This is a genomic window from Pseudomonas sp. LG1E9, from assembly GCF_003290225.1.
Taxonomy (GTDB): Bacteria; Pseudomonadota; Gammaproteobacteria; order Pseudomonadales; family Pseudomonadaceae; genus Aquipseudomonas; species Aquipseudomonas cyclaminis.
This window is the reverse complement of record NZ_CP029983.1, coordinates 98,395-113,658: the sequence shown is the minus strand read 5'-3', so window position 1 is coordinate 113,658 and position 15,264 is coordinate 98,395. Positions and strand designations below refer to the sequence as shown.

Below are 15,264 nucleotides of genomic sequence, written 5' to 3'. Positions count from 1 at the left end.
CTGCCGATGGGGCGTGACGCTTTTTCGCGTGCTCCATTTCTAATCTGTACCACTGGGTGGTATGTTTTATAGGAAGGGATATCCATGAGGCTCAGGCTGTTTAAAACACGCAATTTCGCTGATGCGGCCAGCAAGGCCTGGATTTGTGATTTGGAGTTGAGTGAGGCATTCGGCGAAATGCTAAGAGGGCAAGCAGACAACCTGGGAGGCGGGGTGTGGAAAAAACGCCTAAACCAGAACAGACATCGGTCTATTGTCTTGGCCAAGGGCAGACATTTTTGGGTTTATCAGCTTCTGTATGCCAAACAGGATCAAAGCAATATCAGCCAGAAGGATTTGGTCGGGTTGCGTGCGATGGCGAAGAAATATGAAGATTTAACTGAATCGGATGTCCAGCAGCTACTGGACTTCAAGGAGTTTGTGGAGATACATCATGACCAGAAAATATGAAAGTGAAGCATTGGAGTCGGTTCATCAATCGGCCAAGGCGTTGTATTCGATTGGTGCGATCAGCAAGACCACCCTTCGAGAGTTCGACGAGATGTGCTTTGCAACTGCCCCCGTGCAAATCCCGGCCGAACAGATCAAACAACTGCGCGAAACCAACCATGTCAGCCAACCCGTATTCGCCCGTTACCTGAACACCAGCGCCTCCACGGTAAAAAAATGGGAGTCGGGTGAGAAACAACCCAGCGGCATGGCGCTCAAGCTTCTGAGCATCGTGCAAAAGCATGGATTGGAAATCCTGGCCTGAGGGTGGCCCAGTGCCAGATTCCACTGAACCCTCACGAGCGCCCAAGGTCGATTAGCTACACGGCTCACACGAGCCGATTTTTTGGAGCTGACCCATGGACATCATTCGTATCATCATCGCCATTCTGCTGCCGCCATTGGGTGTGTTCCTGCAAGTAGGCTTCGGCGGCGCGTTCTGGTTGAACATTCTGCTGACCTTGTGCGGTTACTTCCCAGGCATCATCCACGCGGTGTACATCATCGCTAAGCGCTGAGGCCGTTAGCCTTTGGCGATGAGCCGTGAGTTGCGCTCATTGCGAAAGGCCAGTTGCTCGATGGTCTGGGTGGCGTGTTCGGCTTCTTCCCGTGCCTGAAGGATGATGCCGTGCTGCTCGGACTTGCTGCACACCGGGTCGGCATTGCTCGCATCCCCCGTGAGCATGAAGGCCTGGCAACGGCAGCCGCCGAAGTCCTTTTCCTTTTCATCACATGACTTGCACGGCTCGGGCATCCAGTCGTAGCCGCGAAAGCGGTTGAAGCCAAACGAGTCGTACCAGATGTGTTGCATGCTGTGGTCGCGCACATTCGGAAACTGCACCGGCATCTGTCGGGCGCCGTGGCAGGGCAGGGCGGTGCCGTCTGGCGTCACGGTAAGAAAGATACTGCCCCAGCCATTCATGCAGGCTTTCGGGCGCTCCTCGTAGTAATCCGGCGTCACGAAAATCAGCTTGCACGGGTGGCCTTCGGCTTCGAGCTTGGCGCGGTATTCGTTGGTGATGCGCTCGGCGCGCACCAACTGCTCCTTGGTGGGCAACAACCCCACACGATTGAGCTGCGCCCAGCCGTAGAACTGGCAGGTGGCGAGTTCGACAAAGTCGGCTTCCAGCGCAATGCACAGCTCGATGATGCGGTCGATCTTGTCGATATTGTGCCGATGGGTGACGAAGTTCAGCACCATCGGATAGCCGTGGGCTTTCACTGCCCGAGCCATTTCCAGTTTTTGCGCGAAGGCTTTTTTCGAGCCGGCCAGCAGGTTGTTCACCTGTTCGTCGCTGGCCTGGAAGCTGATCTGGATATGGTCCAGGCCGGCCTTCTTGAAGTCGCTGATTTTCTGCTCGGTGAGGCCGATGCCGGAGGTGATCAGGTTGGTGTAGAACCCCAACTTGCGCGCCTCGGCGATCAACTCCGCCAAGTCCTGGCGCACCAGCGGTTCACCGCCGGAAAAGCCCAACTGCGCGGCACCCATTTCCCGGGCCTCGCGAAACACCTTGATCCACTGTTCGGTGCTCAGCTCCTTGCCCTGCTCGGCGAAATCCAGCGGGTTGGAGCAGTACGGGCACTGCAACGGGCAGCGGTAGGTCAGTTCGGCCAACAGCCACAGCGGCAAACCGACAGCCGGTTTTTCAGGCAAGGGTGATCCAGTGCTCAGCACGGGCGACCTCCATGAATTGCTCAATGTCGTCACCCAGCTCAGGCACGCCGGGGAATTGCTGATCCAGCTCGGCGATGATCGCCGCCACGTCGCGCTCGCCGTCGATCAAACCGCCGATCAATGCGGCGCTGTCATTGAGCTTGATCATGCCCTCTGGGTAGAGCAGCACATGGCCCTTTTGCGCGGGCTCGTACTGGTAGCGATAGCCCTGGCGCCAGGTCGGTATTCTGCTGCGATCAAAGCTCATAAGGTGATCCCTTTATGCCAGACCCGCTGCTCGGTCACGCTGTGATACGGCGGGCGTTTGAGTTCGTAGGCCATGCTCATGGCGTCCAGCATGCTCCACAGGATGTCCAGTTTGAACTGCAGGATTTCCAGCATGCGCTCCTGGCCTTCTCGGGTGGTGTAGTGCTGCAGGGTGATCGCCAGGCCGTGCTCCACATCGCGGCGGGCCTGGCCCAGGCGGGTGCGGAAATATTCGTAACCGGCCGGGTCGATCCACGGGTAATGCTGCGGCCAGCTGTCCAGGCGCGACTGGTGGATCTGCGGCGCGAACAGCTCGGTCAGCGAACTGCTGGCGGCTTCCTGCCAACTGGCGCGGCGCGCGAAGTTGACGTAGGCGTCCACCGCAAAGCGTACGCCGGGCAGTACCAATTCCTGGGAACGCAATTGATCCGGGTCGAGGCCGACCGCCTGGCCCAGGCGCAGCCAAGCTTCGATGCCGCCGTCTTCACCGGGTGCACCATCGTGGTCGAGCAAGCGCTGGATCCATTCGCGACGAATCTCGCGGTCCGGGCAGTTGGCCAGGATCGCGGCGTCCTTCAGCGGAATATTGACTTGGTAGTAGAAGCGGTTGGCGACCCAGCCCTGGATTTGTTCGCGGCTGGCGCGGCCTTCGTACATCGCCACGTGGTACGGGTGATGGATATGGTAGAAGGCACCCTTGGCGCGCAAGGCGGCTTCGAATTCGGCGGTCGTCAACGGTGTGTCAGTCATATCGTCTGCTCCTACAATTCAATGCTCATGCCGTCGTAAGCCACTTCGACATTACGTCGCACCAACTCCGCGCGCTCGGGAGAGTCTTCATCGAGGATCGGATTGGTGTTGTTGATATGGATAAGCACCTTGCGCTGCTCGGGCAACTGCTCCAGCACTTCGAGCATGCCGCCGGGGCCGTTTTGCGCCAGGTGGCCCATCTCGCGCCCAGTTCGGGTGCCGACGCCACGGCGCTGCATTTCATCGTCATCCCACATCGTGCCGTCTACCAGCAGACAGTCGCTGCCGGCCATGATCTCCAGCAGCGGCGCGTCGACCTTGCCCAGGCCCGGGGCGTAGAACAGTTTGCCGCCGGTGCGCAGGTCTTCGACGATCAGGCCGATATTGTCGCCGGGGTGCGGGTCGAAGCGGTGCGGCGAGTACGGCGGCGCAGCGCTGCGCAGCGGCAGTGGAGTGAAGCGCAGGTTGGAGCAGGCCGGGATGGTGAAACTGGCGTCCAGCTCGATGCGGTTCCAGGCCAGGCCGCCGTTCCAGTGGGTGAGCATGGTGAACAGCGGGAAGCCGGTGCTCAGGTCTTCATGGACCATGTCGGTGCACCACACCTGGTGCGGGCAGCCTTCGCGCAGGCTCAACAGGCCCGTGGTGTGGTCGATCTGGCTGTCCATCAGGATGATCGCGCTGATGCCGGTGTCGCGCAGGGCGCGGCCGGGTTGCATCGGCGCAAAGCCTTGCAGCTGTGCGCGGATATCCGGCGAGGCGTTGCACAGTACCCAATTCACGCCATCGTCGGAAATCGCGATGGACGACTGGGTACGTGCGTGGGCCCGCAGGCTGCCATCACGAAAACCTGCGCAGTTCACGCAGTTGCAATTCCACTGCGGAAAACCACCGCCGGCGGCGGAACCTAGAATCTGGACAAACATGATTGCTCCATCACGCAAAGCTCAAAACAAAAACGCCCCGGGCGAACCGAGGCGTTGTATTACCCAGCGGATTAGCGGCTGGCGAAGTACATGGTGACTTCGAAGCCGATGCGCAGATCAGTGTAAGCAGGTTTGGACCAAGTCATATTCATACTCCTACGAAGGGATGGGACGTTTACTACCAAGTAATACATATAGTCCACCTCCAGTCGGAGATGTTCAGATGTGTGCGTAGGAATGTTACTCAATTCTTGGCAAGTTAGCGCTGTCTTGGTGGAAAAAGCCTGTTGCAGAGTTGGCAATGATCGACCTGCCGGCCTTCACACGTTCGAGGTGTGCGGGCCGTTGGCCACATAGCGCCAGCCCCCTTGGGCGTCGTTCAGTTGCTGGGCGGCCAGCTGCACGTCCTCACGGCTGCGGCCTTGGATCAACTGTTGAAGATGGGTGAGATAAGCCGACGGATGGCCGGCCAAGTGTGCGTGCCACAGCAGTTCGGCGGCTTGGGCGACCGGCAACGCTTGAGGTGAAAACTGTTGGGCAAGGGCAATATTGCCCAGGTCTTCGCTGGTGCCGACCAATGCCGGCAGTTGGCCCAGGAAGGTGTTCAAGTGTTCAACGATGCCTTCCAGGGACACGCTGGGAGACTGCACGCCAAATAACAGGCCGGTCTGTCCGTTTATCTGTCGGACACCGCTGAAGACCGCGTAGCCCAACTGCAACTCGACCCGCAGGCGTTGGTAGAACGGCCCTTGGAGCAGGTGTCCCAGCAGTCGCCACGACGCTTCGTCGGCCAGGGACGGGCTCGGTGTCGGGCAAAACAGCAGCAAGGCGGCTTCAGGGGAATCGGTTTTTATCGCATGCCACACGCGTTGACCGCTGAAGGTTTGCTGATGTGGTTCGGGGTGGGCAGGTTGGCCTGGCAGACGAGCGGCGGCGGCCTTGATCAGCGTTTCAGCCGCGGCGGGCAAACCCAGGCCCAGGCCATGCCAGCGTGCGGTGGCCCAGGATGCAGGCTGCTCACGTGTCTCGACATTGCCGTTGGCGCAGCACGAGGGCAGCGCCTTGAGCAACGCCCGGATTGGAATCATTGGCGCTGGGGCAATGACCGCCTCTTGCGGCAGGTTCAGGCTTTGCGCCAAGGCCTCCAGCACGGCTGGCATGGGCTCGTGCAGTCCGGTCATCGTCACCCGCCAGTCAGTGCCGGTGGTTTCGAAGGACACTTCAACGCCCGCCTGACGTGCACTCTCACGCAATGGCTGCAAGATGTTTTCCAGCGCGGCAGCAACTGGCGCGTCGAACCGCCATTGCAGGTACAGCGCGCCTTCGTCGCTGTCATCCGCCAAGGCCTGGCTGAAGGCCAGCGCCGATACCTCGCGGCGACCCCGCGAGCGGTCCTGGGCAAAGGTGCGCAGGCCCCGGTGGGCGCTGGTTTGGCCGCGGATCAGGCCAGCGCGCTCTTCCTTGGCCGGTGGGCGCAGGAACGGGTTGGGCGGGGGAAGTTGCCAAATGTGCTCGGCGGGCGGCAGGTGCAGTGATTCAAGCAGGGCCTTGAGCGCGGCGATGTCTTGTTCACACAGATCTTCGCTGTCGTTTCGGGCCAATGCCAATGCGCCCTGGATCTGTTGTCGGCGGGCGTTCAGCAGCGCGGACTCTTCGCGAAGTGGCGTCCAGTCGCTGCGTGAGAAAAAGCTCAGCCAGTCGTGCAACAGCGCCTCAATCTGTGTCGTCGGTTTATCTGCGGTACCGAGCGTGAAGTCGATATCCAGCACGGCTTGTCCGGCGAAGTGATACAGCACGGACGCCTGCAGTGCACTGGCCAGTTGTTGTGCTTTCAACTCGGCGAGCAGCCCGCCCGGCGCAGAGGCGTTGAGCCAGGTGCAAAGGAAGTCCAGTGCGGCGCGGGGCACGTCACAGGTGATGACGTGGTGCAGGTGGCCGTCTTCGGTGTGCTGATAACGCCGGGCCGCGCCTTGCATCAAGGCGGGTGGCGCAGCCTGTGGATGCTGCGGGCCAGAGATCAGATGCTCGCTGAATTGCTGCGCCATGGTTTCCAGCGTTTGCAACGATTGCGGGCCGGCGAGACTCAAGGTCATCTGCCCGCTCTGATAGAACTGCGCGTGGAATTCCCGCAAGGCTTGCTGAAACGCCTCACGCTCCACCGGCAGGCTGTCGCGGTTGCCTGCGTGAAAGCCACGCAACGGATGATCTGCCGCCAAACGTTCGAGCAGCGTCACCTGCTGTTGAGCCTTGGCGTCCTGGGTCCAGGCGACAAACTCGGCGTGTAGCACTTCGCGCTCGCGCAGTTGATCTTCCAGCGCAAGGCGCGGATGGGTGAGCATGTCTGCCAGCCGCTCCAGCCCATCCGTAAAGGTCGAAACCGGCAGCTCGAAGAAGAAGTCCGTGGTGCGTTCGCGGGTGCTCGCGTTCACCTGGCCACCATGGCGTTGTACGTAGGCCATCAACCCTTCGCCGGTGGGAAAACGCTCGGTGCCAAGAAACAACAAATGCTCAAGGAAATGCGCCAGTCCAGGCCAATCCAGCGGCACATCATGACTACCGGCAGCCACCCTTAATGCTGCGGCGCAACGTTTCAAACGTGGCGCATGGCGCAGGGAAACACGCAGGCCATTGGCCAGGGTTAAGTGAACGGGATAAGGGTGGGCCGGGGCAGGCATGGGCACTTCCAGAACGGGGCAAGTGCCTATGCTAACAAACCCGTTGGGTCAGGGCTTGTGCAGCGGGCCGTAAAGCTCGGGGCGACGGTCTTGCAGGTAGTGATTGGCGGCGCGGGCGTCGAGGATCGATTGGTGATCCAGCGTGCCAACAATCAAGGCTTCATCCAGCCCCGCCTGGGCGATTCGCTGGCCATCCGGCGCGGCGATGCTGCTTTGCCCGCAATACTGAATCTCGCCTTCGTGCCCGCAATAGTTGGCGTAGGCCACGTAGCACTGGTTTTCAAAGGCCCGCGCCCGCACGGTGACGTCGGCAACAAAATCGAACGGCACCATGTTGGCGGTGGGCACCAGGATCACCTCGGCCCCGGCCAGGGCCAGGCGTCGGGTGTTTTCCGGGAACTCCAGGTCGTAGCAGATCAGGAATCCCAGCTTCCACCCATTGAGCTCCACCAGTGGGAAGTCATCGTCGCCGGCGCTGAACATCGAATGGTCCAGATCCCCGAACAGATGGGTCTTGCGGTAGTTGCACAGGCGCTGGCCGTGGGCGTCGATCAATTGCACGGCGTTGTAGATCTGCCCATCGTCGGCCCGCTCCGGATAACCGTACAAAATGGCCAGCCCGGCAATTTTCGCGATGTCTGCGATGATCTCGGCAGACTCGCCATGCTGTGCTTCGGCCAAGGCCCCGACGGCTTCTGCGCCGATGTTGTAGCCGGTGAGGAACATCTCCGGCAGCACCAGCACATCGGCGTCGGTCGCTTCGTGTGCAAGCCGGCGCAGGCGCTTGAGGTTGCCCGCTACGTCCAACGGCAGCGGCGGGCATTGGTACAGGGCGACACGCATGGCGTAACTCCTTACTCGGCCAGGGCGATTGGCCCGATTTCATCGAACACATCACCGGGGCCGGGGTTCTCGGCGTGAGTGCTGCCGCCGAAGTGGGTCATGATGCCCCACACTGCGTTCAGCGAGGTTTGTACGGCGCCTTCCACCCACGCAGGGGTCCAGGAAACGTCGTCGCCCGCGATAAAAATCCCACGCTGTTCGGCGGGCATGTCCTTCTGCATAAAGTGCGCGTACATCCGCTGGTTGTAGCGGTAGTGGCCAGGCAATGCGCCTTTGAAGGCGCCGAGGAAATGCGGATCCGCCTCCCAGGACACGGTGATCGGATCACCAATGATGCGCGCCTTGATATCGACTTTCGGGTAGATCTTGTTCAAGGCATCCAGGGCCAGTTTTACCCGCTTGTCGATGGGCTGCGGAAGCATTTTCAGCGCGTCGCTCATCCACGAGTACGACAGGCAGATCACCCCTGGTTTGTCGTCGCCGTTGTCGAACAGGTAGGTGCCGCGAGTGAGGCGATCGGTGAGGGTCATGCTCATCAGGTCGCGGCCGGTTTCCGGATCTTTGTCTTTCCAGAAGGGGCGGTCGACCATCACGAAGGTTTTCGACGATTGCATGTAGCGCGTGCGGTCCAGGGCCATCCACATCTTTTGCGAGAACAGGGTTTCATCGCATTCGATCTGGGTGGTCAGCAGCCAGCTTTGGCAGGTGGTGAGCACGGCGGCGTATTCACGGGTGTCGCCATAGTTGTCGGTCACCGCGAAACGGCCATCGGCGGCGTGGGCAATGCGCTTGACCCCTGCGCGAGGTGCGCCGCAGTGCAGTGAGCTGAGGCTGGTACCGGCCGGCCAGTGGGCGCAGCGCTCTGGCACATGGCGCCAGATGCCCATGGGCACCTGGGCCACGCCGCCGACCACCAGGTGTTGGTGGTCGTCGCAGTTGGTCATCACCACCCGGAAGATTTCCAGCATCGAGTTGGGGAAATCCGAGTCCCAGCCGCCGGTGCCGAAACCGACTTGGCCAAACACTTCACGGTGATGGAACGACAGCTTGGCGAAGGCCTTGGAGGTGGCGACGAAGTCGTAGAAGGTGCGGTCGTCCCACAGCGGTACCAGCTTGTTCCACAGCGCTTTGAGGCGCGGCACGTCGCGGTCGCGAATGGCTTGCTGGATATCGCCGAACTGCGAGCCGGCTTCCAGCGCGTCGGCCCAGGCGTCGGCCACTTCCTGGAACAGGGCAGGCAAGTCAGACAGCGTTTGTGCGTAGTGGGTCTGGCCTTCGAGGTCGATCACGGTACTGCCGGAGGCCGGCGTCAGCGGGTTGGGGAACGGTTTGGTGTCCAGGCCCAGCTTATCCACATAGTGGTAGAAGGCGGTGGATGACACAGGAAAGCGCATGCCGCCCAGCTCGGCGATGATGCCTTCGGCGCCTTCGAAGGCCTGGGAGCGCAACCGGCCGCCCATCTTCGAGGCTTCGTACACCACGGGTTTGAGGCCCAGCTTCATCAGTTCGTAGGCGGCGACCAGACCGGCGATGCCGGCGCCGACGATTGCTACTTCGGCGCCATGGTTGGCGGCGGGGATACTGCCCAGGCCGGCGGGGTGCTCGATCCAGTCATCAAAGGCAAACGGAAAGTCCGGGCCAAAGATGGTGATGGGTTTTTTACCGTCTGCCGGATGGCGATTGGTCTTGCTGAGGGTGCTGGACGGAATGCTCATGGCTGACCTTACTGGCGACTAGGCGGAAGGAACCCGCTGAGTATAGGAAAAGATGGCAGCCAGTTTAGGGAGCGTTGCGCTCGTTAATAAGACGCAATGTGTCGTCAAAATGGACTGTTTTCAGTCGAAGTGACGAGTTTGACGGTCAGATTGGTTGGCCTCGATCCAATTTGTTACTTAGGATGATCGAGGTTGTGGTTTTTTCCACACCATCGACACTGCCGATCTGGTCCAGCAACTGATCAAGCTGCTCCGGCGAATCCGTGCGCAGCCAGGCCACGTAATCAAACTCGCCGCTCACCGCGCACAACTGCTGCACTTGAGCCATGGCACTCAGCCTGCGCAGCACTTCTTTGCCTGAGCGTGGTTGCACAGTGATGCCCACGTAGGCCTGCAAACCACCGTCTGCCACACGTTGCCCCAGGCGCACGCCGTAACCGGTGATCACCTGGGTTTTCTCCAGGCGTGCGAGGCGCGAAGTCACGGTGGTGCGTGCGATCCCCAACTGCCGGGCAAGCATGGCCACGCTTTCGCGGGCGTTGATCTGCAGCGCGGCGATCAACTGGCGGTCGATTTCATCTAGGACAGGCAAGAGAGGCTCCATTTCGGGCGGCAACAGCCACGCATGTTACAGGCTTGTATCGGCCAGCAGGCAGCGGGCGAACAGCTGCGGGACCGGCAGATGCCGTTGGCTGTAGCGACTGAGCAGGATGATCTCACGGTAAAACGTCAGGCTGCCCAGGGGGATTGTTCTTATTTCAGGCGAACGCTCCAGCCACAGGCCCGCCTGGGGGATCAGCGATACGCCAAGGCCACATTCCACCATCTTGACGATGGCCTCCAGCTCGTCCAGTTCCAGTGCGACCTGTACATCAATTTTCTGCTCGCGCAGGAACCGGCTCACCAACCGACCGCCAAACGATGCGCGGTCATAGCGTACATGGGGGTGGCTGCTGAGCAACTGCACAGGATCATCGCCAGTCATTGTGTGCGGCACGACCAGCACGAACGGTTCCTTGCGCAGCACCTGCACGTGCAATTCCTTGGGCAGATCGAACGGCGGGCGAATGATGATCGCCGAATCCAACTCGCCGGCATCTACCTGGCTCAACAACTCCAGGGACACGCCAGGGACCAACTTGCACTCGACCGTTGGCGCAGCCTGGCGCAAACGCACCAACGCCTGTGGCAGCAAGCCGGTCTGGGCGGTGGTGATGGCACCGACTTTCAACTCGCCCCGATATTCATTGGCGTCCACCGGCACCGCCATGCGGTTGAACGTTTCAATGATTTCCTTGGCCAATGGCAATGCGCGCAAACCCGCCGCATTCAGCGTGGCCTGACGCCCGGTGCGATCGAACAACTGCACCCCCAGCGTCTGCTCCAACTGCCGAATCTGCGCGCTGACCGCCGACTGTGTCAGGCCGCCATGCATGCCCGCCGCCGCGAACGTGCCATGGCGGGTTACGGCAATAAAGGTCTTCAATTCACGCAGCATAGGGCCTCGATTCATCGAAATAATTTGAGCTCGGCGCAAAAACTATCGTCTTTTCATCGGCTGAAGCAAGGCTAAACTCGGGGGACTTAATGCCCACAGAGGTTTGACCTGATGACACTCGCACCTTTTCACCTGGCAATTCCGGTATACGACCTCGCCGCTGCGCGGCATTTCTACGGTGAAGTCTTTGGCCTTGAAGAGGGGCGTTCCAGCGAACACTGGGTAGATTTCAACTTTTTCGGGCATCAGTTGGTCATTCACGAACACCCGAAAACCTCCTCCCAGGAATCAGCCCACACCAACGCGGTAGACGGCCACGACGTGCCCGTGCCGCATTTTGGCGTGGTGTTGGGCTGGGAAGACTGGCATGCCTTGGCGGACCGTCTGCAGGCCAGGAAAACTCGTTTTGTGCTGGAACCGCACATTCGCTTCAAAGGGCAGGTGGGGGAGCAGGCGACGTTGTTTCTGTTTGATCCGTGCGGGAACGCGCTGGAGTTCAAGGCATTCCGGGATATTGGGCAGTTGTTTGCGAAGTGAGACTGCCAGACACACAAAAGCCGCGCATTGCGCGGCTTTCTTGTTTGGTGGGCCCACACGGACTTGAACCGTGGACCAAAGGATTATGAGTCCTCTGCTCTGACCAACTGAGCTATAGGCCCTGTAACAGGTCGCGGATTATAACGATGGTTTCCCCGCTGTGCCATCCGAAAAATCCTCAATGTGCATGCGAAGGAAGGTCGCGGCAAAAAGCTCCGGCGGCAGCGGCAGGCTGACGATGTAGCCTTGCATCTGTTCGCAGCCTTCAGCGGCCAGGAAGGCTTGCTGGGCGGGGTTCTCCACGCCTTCGGCGATGATGGTGAATTGCATGCTATGCCCCAGGGCGATGATGGCGCGCACGATGGCGGCATCGTGGGGGTCATCGGGCAGGCCACGGACGAAGGATTGGTCGATCTTCAGGAAATCCAGCGGCAGGCGTTTAAGGTAGCTGAGGGATGAGTAGCCGGTGCCGAAGTCATCAATCGCCAGTTGCACGCCCAACTGTTTGAGTTGGTACAGCACCTCCAGCGCTTCCTCGGCTTGGCTCATGATGAAGTTTTCCGTGATCTCCAATTGCAGGTGGCCGGGGTCGAGGTGGTAGTCGCGCAAGAGTTGTTCGATGCGACTCAGCAAGCCGGGATGGCGCAACTGCGCGCCGGCGAGGTTGACCGACAGCGGGCCGAAGTCTTCGAAGGTGCCCTGCCAGGCGTGCAGTTGTTGGCAGGCCTGTTCCAATACCCAATCGCCAATTTGCAGGATCGTGCCGTTCTCTTCGGCCAGGGCAATGAAGTGTTCGGGAGGTACTTCGCCAAAGGTGGGGTGGTGCCAGCGAATCAGGGCTTCGGCGCCGATCAGTTCGTGTGTCACCAGGCTCAGTTTTGGCTGGTAATACAGGCTTAGCTCTTTACGTTCGATGGCTCGCCGCAGTTCGTGTTCCAGTGCCACACGTTCGTTGGCCTGGGCCGTGAGGTCGCGGGTGTAGCTTTCGACCCGGTTACGCCCCTTGGCTTTGGAGCGGTACATCGCGGCGTCGGCATTCTTGACCAGGGTGGCGACGTCCGTACCGTCCTGCGGATAGAGGCTTGTGCCGATGCTGGCGCTGATGAAGAACTCGTGCTCGCCAGCCTGGAAGGGCGGGGTGAAGCAGGCCAGTAGCTTATTGGCTAGGTGTTCGGCGTCGCTGGCGTGTTGCAGGCCGGGCAACAGGATGATGAACTCGTCGCCGCCCAGGCGCGCGACGGTGTCGATGTCTCGCAGTTGATCCTTGAGGCGTACGGCGATGTCTTTGAGCAGCAGGTCGCCGATCGGGTGGCCGAGGCTGTCGTTGATGTGTTTGAAGCGGTCCAGGTCGAGGAACAGCACGGCGCCCTGTTTACCGGTTTCCTGATGACCGTTGAGGGCGGCCTGCAACCGGTTTTCAAACAGCGTGCGGTTGGGCAGGCCGGTCAGTGGGTCGTGGTGCGCCTGATAGTCGAGGCGTGCCTGGGCCAGTTTGAGGCTGGAGATGTCGGCAAACACCGCCACAAAGTGGGTGATCAGTTGATCGCGGTTACGCACGGCGCTGATGGTCAGCCAACTGGGATACAACTCACCGTTCTTGCGGCGGTTGGAGATCTCGCCTTGCCAATGGCCATGGGCCGTCAACTGGTGCCACATGGCGGCGTAGAAGGCGCTGTCATGCTGGCCCGAGGCGAGCAGGCGCGGTGTCTGGCCGAGCGCTTCGGCTTCACTGTAGCCGGTGATTTCGCTGAAGGCGCGGTTGACGGCACTGATGTTCTGGCGGGTGTCGGTGATCAACACGCCTTCGGCAGTGCTTTCGAAGACGGTGGCAGCCTGTTGCAGTTTTTCCTGCATCTGCTGGCGTTCAGTGATGTCGCGGGCGATGGTGAGCATGCAGTCTTCATCGCCGATAGGCAGTGGGCGACTGGACAATTCACAGAGGCGTATCAGGCCATCGACGCGACGGATATGGCAGACAAAGTCGCGGACAAACCCATCACGCTGCATCAACTCCAGCATGTGTTTGCGCTCGTTAAGGTCGACCCAGATGCCAAGGTCCAGGCTCGATTGGTCAACCGATGTGGCGCTGGTGTGGCCGGTCAGGCGGCTGAAGCCTTCGTTGACCTCAATCAGCAGACCGTCGCGTTGGCGGCTCAGCAGCAAACCGTCGGGCGAGGCGTGGAAGGCTTTGGCGAACTTCTCTTCGGAGGTTTGCAGCAGTTGCTGGGTTTCCTTGAGTTGGGTGATATCGCGCACCACCATCACGATGGCTTCAGTCGTGTCCAACTGGAAGGGTTCTGCCGAGATAAGACCGGTAAAGGCTTGGCCGTTGCTGCGTAGGAACGTCATTTCAAGGTTGCGGATACTGGTGGTCTGGACACGTTGCAGCAGCTCGGGGCCGATGCCCGGGATGCCCCATATTTCCAGCTCTGTACCGGTTTTGCCGATCACCTCCTCAGCAGTCAGGCCGATTTGATCTTCGAAGGCTTTATTGACCTCCAGCAAGCAGCCATCGGATAGCCGTGCAATCACCAGAATGTCCGGGCATTGCTGGAACACCGAGGCAAATTTCTGTTCGGACAATTGCAGCGCTTCCTCGGTGCGCTTGGCCTCGCTGATATCAATCATCAGGCCGCGCAGCACAGGCTCATGACCGTGTTCGATCAGGCTGACAATGTCGCGTACCCACAGGCAGCGGCCGTCGGCGGTAATCACTCGGTAATCAACACTGTGGTCGCGGCTGGCACGGGTTTCGCGGTGGCAATAAGCTTCGGCACGTATGAGGTCGGCCGGGTGAATGATGTTGCGCCAGAAGCCCGGAATCAGCCAATGAGCGCGTGGGTAGCCGAGCAAGTTTTCCGCGTGGGGCGACACGTAGCTGTAGGTGAAATCGGTGACATTGGCTTCCCAGGCGATGGCGGACAAGCTCTCTACCAGGCCGCGATAGTGGTATTCGCTGCTGCGCAATTCTTGTTCGAGAGCGACGCGGCGGGAAATTTCCGAACTCAACCGACGATTGATCCGAATCACGATGGCCAATACGCTGCACAGCAGCAGTACGGCGGGCAGGCCGTACATCAGCAGGTCGTTCCAGAAGGTGCGGTTATCCGTGAACTTACCCACCCAATGCTGCTGGATCGCGTCGGTTTCCTCCGGGCTGAGGTCGGCCAGGACTTTGTCCAGGATGCCCACCAGCATTTTATCGTCCCGTGGTACGCCCATCGCCAATTGATAGCGGTAAGGGGTTTCGCCGCTGACGTAAAGGCCATCGAGTTTGAGTTCGCGCAGGCTCCAGACGCTGGACGCCAGGTCGCTGACCACGGCATCCACTTCGCCGGTCGCCAGGGCTTGCAGTGTGGAACTGACGTTGGGCAGTGCGACCAGGTTAAGGTCGGGATGGTGGGTACGCAGCAACTCGTGAGGGGCGTAGTTTTCCACCACCGCAACCTTCAGGCCGTAAAGATCCTTGAGGTTGCGCGGTCGTGCTCCGCCTTCGTGGGCAAGAATCACCATCGGGAAGTCGATGTAAGGCCGGGTAAAAGCCAGATAGCCCTGGCGTTCCGGGGTCGACATGATGCTGGCGATAAGATCGAGTTGGTTGTTTCGCGCCATCTCCAATACAGCGCCCCAGCTCGGCGGTTCGATTATCTTGACCCTGACGCCCAGGCGGTCCTGGATCAGGCGCACGTAATCTGCCGACAAGCCTTGGTATCGGCCACTGTCATCACGGTATTCGAAGGGTGGCCACGAGGCGTCCACGCCAAGTCTCAGCTCCTGATGGTCCGCCAGCCAGCCACGCTCATCATCAGTAAGAGTCAACGCGCCAGCCGTTGCGGTCCAGTTCAGCAGCGACAGCAGTATCACGGTCGGCAATCTGGGCATAACGGTCTCGTTATGGCACGGGGAATGTGTC

General features: G+C 60.2%; 15 protein-coding genes and 1 tRNA gene. 4 read left to right on the top strand and 12 right to left on the bottom strand.

Annotated elements, in window-relative coordinates; genetic code table 11:
* Positions 1 to 84 precede the first annotated feature (84 nt).
* The 3 genes from DNK50_RS00695 (at position 85) to DNK50_RS00685 (ending at position 1,007) form a co-directional block, all read left to right on the top strand.
* On the top strand, positions 85 to 450 hold the full coding sequence (locus DNK50_RS00695; RefSeq protein WP_099585693.1) for a type II toxin-antitoxin system RelE/ParE family toxin: 366 nt from the start codon (positions 85 to 87) through the stop codon (positions 448 to 450).
* Positions 434 to 754 (top strand): DNA-binding transcriptional regulator, encoded by a 321-nt coding sequence (locus DNK50_RS00690; protein ID WP_099585692.1) that lies wholly within the window; start codon positions 434 to 436, stop codon positions 752 to 754. The genes DNK50_RS00695 and DNK50_RS00690 overlap by 17 nt, the downstream gene beginning before the upstream one ends.
* Positions 755 to 848: 94 nt before the next feature.
* Complete coding sequence (locus DNK50_RS00685; protein ID WP_003194776.1) at positions 849 to 1,007, top strand: YqaE/Pmp3 family membrane protein; 159 nt, start codon at positions 849 to 851, stop codon at positions 1,005 to 1,007.
* Positions 1,008 to 1,012: 5 nt separating this feature from the next.
* Here DNK50_RS00685 and pqqE read toward each other — a convergent pair whose 3' ends face one another.
* From pqqE to DNK50_RS00635, 10 genes are all read right to left on the bottom strand, one after another.
* Positions 1,013 to 2,143 carry a pyrroloquinoline quinone biosynthesis protein PqqE gene (gene pqqE, locus DNK50_RS00680; RefSeq protein WP_099585691.1) on the bottom strand — a complete coding sequence of 377 codons (1,131 nt, stop codon included), beginning with the start codon at positions 2,141 to 2,143 and terminating at the stop codon, positions 1,013 to 1,015.
* Entirely contained in the window at positions 2,136 to 2,411 is a 276-nt protein-coding gene (gene pqqD / locus DNK50_RS00675) for a pyrroloquinoline quinone biosynthesis peptide chaperone PqqD (RefSeq protein ID WP_099585690.1), read from the bottom strand. The genes pqqE and pqqD overlap by 8 nt, the downstream gene beginning before the upstream one ends.
* Positions 2,408 to 3,160: a pyrroloquinoline-quinone synthase PqqC gene (gene pqqC, locus DNK50_RS00670; protein WP_099585689.1), complete on the bottom strand. Its 753-nt coding sequence runs from the start codon at positions 3,158 to 3,160 to the stop codon at positions 2,408 to 2,410. Before pqqC ends, pqqD begins: the two co-directional genes overlap by 4 nt.
* A gap of 11 nt (positions 3,161 to 3,171) precedes the next feature.
* Entirely contained in the window at positions 3,172 to 4,083 is a 912-nt protein-coding gene (gene pqqB, locus DNK50_RS00665) for a pyrroloquinoline quinone biosynthesis protein PqqB (RefSeq protein WP_112192584.1), read from the bottom strand.
* Positions 4,084 to 4,154: 71 nt separating this feature from the next.
* Positions 4,155 to 4,229, bottom strand: a complete 75-nt coding sequence (gene pqqA / locus DNK50_RS00660) for a pyrroloquinoline quinone precursor peptide PqqA (RefSeq protein ID WP_003194766.1) — start codon at positions 4,227 to 4,229, stop codon at positions 4,155 to 4,157.
* Positions 4,230 to 4,403: 174 nt separating this feature from the next.
* The gene (pqqF, locus tag DNK50_RS00655; RefSeq protein ID WP_112192583.1) at positions 4,404 to 6,758 is read right to left on the bottom strand and encodes a pyrroloquinoline quinone biosynthesis protein PqqF; all 2,355 of its coding nucleotides are present in this window, start codon (positions 6,756 to 6,758) and stop codon (positions 4,404 to 4,406) included.
* Positions 6,759 to 6,806: 48 nt separating this feature from the next.
* Positions 6,807 to 7,601 (bottom strand): carbon-nitrogen hydrolase family protein, encoded by a 795-nt coding sequence (locus DNK50_RS00650; RefSeq protein ID WP_112192582.1) that lies wholly within the window; start codon positions 7,599 to 7,601, stop codon positions 6,807 to 6,809.
* An 11-nt stretch (positions 7,602 to 7,612) separates the two neighbouring features.
* Complete coding sequence (locus tag DNK50_RS00645) at positions 7,613 to 9,316, bottom strand: NAD(P)/FAD-dependent oxidoreductase (RefSeq protein WP_112192581.1); 1,704 nt, start codon at positions 9,314 to 9,316, stop codon at positions 7,613 to 7,615.
* Between the two features lie 145 nt (positions 9,317 to 9,461).
* Positions 9,462 to 9,908: an Lrp/AsnC family transcriptional regulator gene (locus DNK50_RS00640; protein WP_032883895.1), complete on the bottom strand. Its 447-nt coding sequence runs from the start codon at positions 9,906 to 9,908 to the stop codon at positions 9,462 to 9,464.
* Positions 9,909 to 9,944: 36 nt separating this feature from the next.
* Entirely contained in the window at positions 9,945 to 10,814 is an 870-nt protein-coding gene (locus DNK50_RS00635) for a LysR family transcriptional regulator (RefSeq protein ID WP_112192580.1), read from the bottom strand.
* 111 nt (positions 10,815 to 10,925) lie between these two features.
* Between DNK50_RS00635 and DNK50_RS00630 the strand changes: the two genes are divergently transcribed.
* Positions 10,926 to 11,351, top strand: coding sequence for a VOC family protein (locus tag DNK50_RS00630; protein ID WP_112192579.1), 426 nt, complete (start codon positions 10,926 to 10,928; stop codon positions 11,349 to 11,351).
* Positions 11,352 to 11,396: 45 nt separating this feature from the next.
* Here DNK50_RS00630 and DNK50_RS00625 read toward each other — a convergent pair.
* Positions 11,397 to 11,473: transfer RNA gene (locus tag DNK50_RS00625), tRNA-Ile, on the bottom strand.
* A gap of 16 nt (positions 11,474 to 11,489) precedes the next feature.
* A complete protein-coding gene (locus DNK50_RS00620; protein WP_112192578.1) occupies positions 11,490 to 15,233 on the bottom strand; it encodes a bifunctional diguanylate cyclase/phosphodiesterase in 3,744 nt (1,247 codons plus the stop codon).
* Positions 15,234 to 15,264 lie beyond the last annotated feature (31 nt).

Coding starts and splice junctions, on each gene's coding strand:
- DNK50_RS00635 (WP_112192580.1), bottom strand. CDS start 10,814: ATGCTGCGTGAATTGAAGACCTTTATTGCCGTAACCCGCCATGGCACG.
- pqqD (WP_099585690.1), bottom strand. CDS start 2,411: ATGAGCTTTGATCGCAGCAGAATACCGACCTGGCGCCAGGGCTATCGC.
- DNK50_RS00630 (WP_112192579.1), top strand. CDS start 10,926: ATGACACTCGCACCTTTTCACCTGGCAATTCCGGTATACGACCTCGCC.
- DNK50_RS00620 (WP_112192578.1), bottom strand. CDS start 15,233: ATGCCCAGATTGCCGACCGTGATACTGCTGTCGCTGCTGAACTGGACC.
- pqqB (WP_112192584.1), bottom strand. CDS start 4,083: ATGTTTGTCCAGATTCTAGGTTCCGCCGCCGGCGGTGGTTTTCCGCAG.
- pqqF (WP_112192583.1), bottom strand. CDS start 6,758: ATGCCTGCCCCGGCCCACCCTTATCCCGTTCACTTAACCCTGGCCAAT.
- pqqC (WP_099585689.1), bottom strand. CDS start 3,160: ATGACTGACACACCGTTGACGACCGCCGAATTCGAAGCCGCCTTGCGC.
- DNK50_RS00650 (WP_112192582.1), bottom strand. CDS start 7,601: ATGCGTGTCGCCCTGTACCAATGCCCGCCGCTGCCGTTGGACGTAGCG.
- DNK50_RS00695 (WP_099585693.1), top strand. CDS start 85: ATGAGGCTCAGGCTGTTTAAAACACGCAATTTCGCTGATGCGGCCAGC.
- DNK50_RS00645 (WP_112192581.1), bottom strand. CDS start 9,316: ATGAGCATTCCGTCCAGCACCCTCAGCAAGACCAATCGCCATCCGGCA.
- DNK50_RS00690 (WP_099585692.1), top strand. CDS start 434: ATGACCAGAAAATATGAAAGTGAAGCATTGGAGTCGGTTCATCAATCG.
- DNK50_RS00685 (WP_003194776.1), top strand. CDS start 849: ATGGACATCATTCGTATCATCATCGCCATTCTGCTGCCGCCATTGGGT.